The organism is Methylobacterium sp. WL103 (assembly GCF_008039885.1).
GTDB lineage: Bacteria > Pseudomonadota > Alphaproteobacteria > Rhizobiales > Beijerinckiaceae > Methylobacterium > Methylobacterium cerastii.
Map to the genome: position 1 here is coordinate 1 of NZ_VRUX01000360.1, position 4,334 is coordinate 4,334.

The window sequence follows — 4,334 nt, forward strand, 5'->3', positions numbered from 1 at the left end:
CCCGTCACCAAAGCCACCCCGCCGCCCATCGCGCCCTGCTCCACCGACCGCCGCCGCCTACGCAAACCAGTTGCCTGTCCGCGCATCCGCGTCTAGACAGCGCCGTCCTCTGGTGGGGCGTCGCCAAGTGGTAAGGCAGCGGTTTTTGGTACCGCCATTCCCAGGTTCGAATCCTGGCGCCCCAGCCAAGCCTCCTAAGTCCTTGATCTCGCTCGTGCCTCCTGTGGCTGGGTATCTCTGTGGCCCTACTGGGCAACGGAGGTGGGTCACACGTGTGGGACACGGGAGGCGGGCCGGATGGCGCTCGCAGCGAACCTCCATCGCCGGGGCGCCGTCTACTACTGGCGGCGGCGCATGCCGGCGAAATTTGCCTTGGCGACCGGCGCGAATTGGCTGAAGCTCAGCCTGAGGACGCGTGAGCCGGTTCGTGCGCGCTTCCTCGCCGCCCAGTTGGACGCCACCGCCGCCGACTTGTTCATGACGACCATGCCCGACGCCATTACGAAGGAGCAGCTCGCGACGCTGTTCCGGAAGGCCTTCCTCGGCCACGAGGCGAAGCTCGACCGTGTCGCGGCTTTCGCCCGACAGGAGCCGGGCTTCGATCCGGTGGCCGAAATGGCTTCCGAACGAGCCATGGGCTGGAGCTATCGGGTCGCCTCAGTGAAGGGCGTGAACGGTCGCCTCGGCGAGGATGATCACGCGGCCATGGCGAAGGCGGGGCTCGCGGAGATCGAGATCGCCGGTGTCGAAGAATGCCTCGATACTATGCAGAGGAGCGGTGCGTTGGCTCCCTCGAAGGCCCGTATCCGCGAGATCATTGAAGACGTCGGAGCGTTGCCAACGCCGGGCAACGTGGCCCGAGCCGAGCCGATCTATCTGCGCGCCCTGGGTGAAGCTCTACTGCGCACGCGCGACCGCTTCGTATCGGACGCTCTACCCTACGATGATCTGATTGCGGCCCTCGGCACGGAAGCGTGCAAAGTGGAATCCGAACGGCGGGTTGCTGAACCGTTCGCCGCGGTGGCGGACCCGATCACGGTACCGTCGGTTCCTCAGCCGATCGCGTCGAGTGCACCACCGCTCGCGCCGAACTCCGCACCGGCGGGCGCATCCACCGTTACCATTAATGCTATCGGTGTGAAGCTCATCGCGGAGAAGCGTCAGGACGGGGAGTGGGACGACAAAACCTGTCGGCAGGCCGAATTCATCTTCACGCTCTTCGGCCGCTTCCTGCGCGAGGAGCACGGGCTGACCGATCTCGCTGGCCTGCGCCAGACGCACTGTGATGCCTTCGACGGTTTGCTGCGCGCGCTGTTCAAGAGCGTCGGCAAGAGCCCGAAGGACAAGCACCGCTCGATCCGCGATCTGCGCCGGATCAGCGAGGCGAAGAAGCCCGACGAGCGCGGCCTCGCCTCCGGCACCCGCGACCGGCATCTCACCTTCCTCGGGCAAGCCCTCGTCCGAGCCCGGAAGGCGGGTGTCGCCATCGACCTCAGCGTCTCGCTAACCGAATTCCGCGCCAGGAAGAAGAAGCGCGGCCGCGACCAGCGGCCGACACCGCCGAGCACGGCGCTGGAGACCTTCTTCTCCCTGCCGGTCTTCACAGGCTGCCGCGCCTGGAACGACATGCACACTGCCGGACCCGAGCTGTTCCATCGCGCGGCCTATTTCGGGCCGATGCTCGCGCACTACGAAGGGATGCGGCGGGAAGAGTTCTGCGCGCTCAGCGTCGAGGACGTCATCAACTCGAATGGTGAGCATCCCTACCTCCACGTGTGCTTCAACGAGTTCGGACGGGTAAAGAATACGCAGTCCGTGCGCAATCTCGCCCTCCATCCTGAACTCGTCCGTTTGGGTTTCCTCGATTACGTTACTGCGCTGCTCCGCTCAGGCCACAAGAGGGACTTCCCAAACCTGTTCTCGCCGTCTACGCGTGGCCTTCTCGGCGACCGGCTCTACGACGAACTACGCCCGGCCTTCACGAAGGCGGGCTTCACGACCCATCAGGTGCGCCACCACTTCGGCAACGCGCTCAAACAGCAGCGAGTCGCTGAGGAATTCCGCGCGGATCTGCTCGGCCACGGCGGGAAGACCGAGACAACGGAGCGATATTGCAATCCCATTGGGATCAAGCTTCAGTTGGAGGAACTGACCAAGCTCCCTGTCCTCACGGCACATCTGAAGCCGAAGCCGATCCGACTCGTGCCCTGGGTGGAGCGTGGCGAGATCGCACCGTGGTCCCATGCATCCCGGCGACGCGCGGCATCAAGTCCGGCGCGCAGGGTGCGCGAGTGACAGTGGAACTGGGCGGCCTTGCGAACGCTCCGGCAGCACGGCGGGGATAAACGCGTGGGCTTCAGGGCCGTATCGTTAAATCGATTTGGTTGACCGGCTCTCTGTCAAGTGGAGGCTAGTTCGTCAATCTGGCGGGCATCGCCGACCGAACCCATCGAGGGTGGCACGCCCGCCTCCTGACAGCGGCTGCCGAAGGCCAGCGACGTGTATTGCGAACCCTGGTCCGAATGATGGATCACGTCGCGGGGCCTGCGCTGGGCGACGGCCATTTCCAGGGCATCCAGCACCAACTCCGAGCGCAGGTGGTTGGCCATCGCCCAGCCGACGATCCGACGGCTGATGACGTCGAGGACGACAGCCAGGTAGAGGAAGCCGGCGGCGGTCGGCACGTAGGTAATGTCCGCCACCCAGAGCCGGTTCGGGCCGGCGGCGGCGAAGTTGCGGTCGACGAGGTCGGGAGCCGGACGCGCCTCTCGATCCCGCCGCGTCGTGACGGGGCCGCCGCGCCGATGGCTGGCCCCGACGAGGCCGGCCTCGCGCATCAGCCGAGCGATGCGTTTGCGGGAATGCCGCTCGCCCTGCTCGCGCAGGTCGGCGTGGACGCGCGGCGCGCCATAGGTCTCGTGCGAGCCGAGGTGGACGGTGCGGATCTGCTTCAGCAGGGCAGCGTCCGCCACGCGTCGCGCCGAGGGCTGCCGGCCGGCCCAGGCGTAGTACCCAGCCTTCGACACGCCGAGGATGACCGCCATCACCGTGATCGGGAAGTCGGCCTGGTTGGCGCTCATGAACCGGAAGACCCCGACGGCAGGACCCCGGTCTCCCGCGCAAACCAGGCCGTCGCGCGAGAGAGGATATCGCGCTCCAGCTTCAGCTGCCGGTTCTCACGCCGCAGCCGGATGAGTTCGTCGCGCTCGGCCGTCGTCAGGCCGGGATCGGCGCTCGGAAGCTTCTCCTCCCGACGCCCCTCGCTGCGGTCGACCTCGGCGACCCAGTTCCGAATGGTCTGACCCGAGGGTTCGAACTCGCGGGCGAGATCGGTGGGATCGCGGCCGGCGCGGACCAGATCGACCATCTGACGGCGGAACTCGGCAGGGTATGCGGAACGGGTCTTGGGCATCGGACAAACACCTCACGCGAAAGCGTTCTCGGTGTCCACCAAACCGGGGCAATCCCAGATTCATGACTGTCCGGTTTGGGATGCCGGAGGTTCGGGTGGCCGCTTCGATCGCGACGGAGCTGGCAGGGAGTTTATGGGAGCATCCAGGTGACATCTCGGCTGGCCCGGCGCCGACCAGGTCTGCCGGATCGAGCGGACCTACGAGAAGGCGGGACGGATCGGCCGGGAAATCGCCTATGCCGTCACCAGCCTCACGTCCGAGCAGGCCGATTCCGACAAGCTGCTGCGGCTCTGGCGCGCCCATTGGCTCATCGAGAACCGCCTCCATTGGCGCCGGGACGTGATCCTGCGCGAGGATCAAAGCACCCTTTAGCTCCGGCTCCAGCCCACAGGCCGTCACGGCTCTGCGCAACGCCATGCTCCGGGCCTTGAAAGACGCCCCCGTGCCGCTCGCCGAAACCCGCGCCATCTTCGCCGAGACAGGAGAGCCCCTGCCAGCCGGAGCCTGCAGGGGTAAGTAGCTTGCTGCGAAGCGACCGAAACCGTTGCGCCCTCAGGCAATGGCCATCAACCGCTCGTATTCCATCTCGGCCAAGCCGCTATTGCTCCCCGCCAGGCCCTTCAGCTTCTCGCGGTCGAGCACGATGATGTGCGCGCGTTTAGCCAGGATCATCCCCGTCCCCTCCAGCATTTGGGTGGCCGTCTTCGCGCCCAGCCGGTGCACGCCGAGCATGATCGCCAGGAACTCGTGCGTCAGCGGCAGCTCTTCGCGACCGATGCGGTCGTGGGTCATCATGGTCCGCCCCCATTGAAGTGGTCCGCCCTTTGGTATGGCTTTTGAGCCTGGAGGACGGACGAGATGGCAAAGCACCCGAAGCCCGAGGAGATCGTCGCGAAGCTACGTCAGGCGGACGTGCTGATT

Annotated in this window: 2 protein-coding genes, 1 tRNA gene and 1 pseudogene; 2 read left to right on the top strand and 2 right to left on the bottom strand. The window is 66.1% G+C overall.

All coding sequences use genetic code 11. The annotated features are described in order from the left end of the window. The first annotated feature begins 113 nt into the window (after positions 1–113). Positions 114–188: transfer RNA gene (locus FV222_RS18380), tRNA-Gln, on the top strand. Positions 189–297: 109 nt separating this feature from the next. After that, the gene (locus tag FV222_RS18385) at positions 298–2,295 is read left to right on the top strand and encodes a DUF6538 domain-containing protein (protein WP_147815343.1); all 1,998 of its coding nucleotides are present in this window, start codon (positions 298–300) and stop codon (positions 2,293–2,295) included. A 134-nt stretch (positions 2,296–2,429) separates the two neighbouring features. Here the strand turns inward: FV222_RS18385 and FV222_RS18390 are convergent. Next, positions 2,430–3,412, bottom strand: a pseudogene (locus FV222_RS18390) (IS3 family transposase); the annotation flags it as partial. 553 nt (positions 3,413–3,965) lie between these two features. Next, positions 3,966–4,208 carry a helix-turn-helix domain-containing protein gene (locus tag FV222_RS18400; protein ID WP_246685534.1) on the bottom strand — a complete coding sequence of 81 codons (243 nt, stop codon included), beginning with the start codon at positions 4,206–4,208 and terminating at the stop codon, positions 3,966–3,968. Positions 4,209–4,334 lie beyond the last annotated feature (126 nt).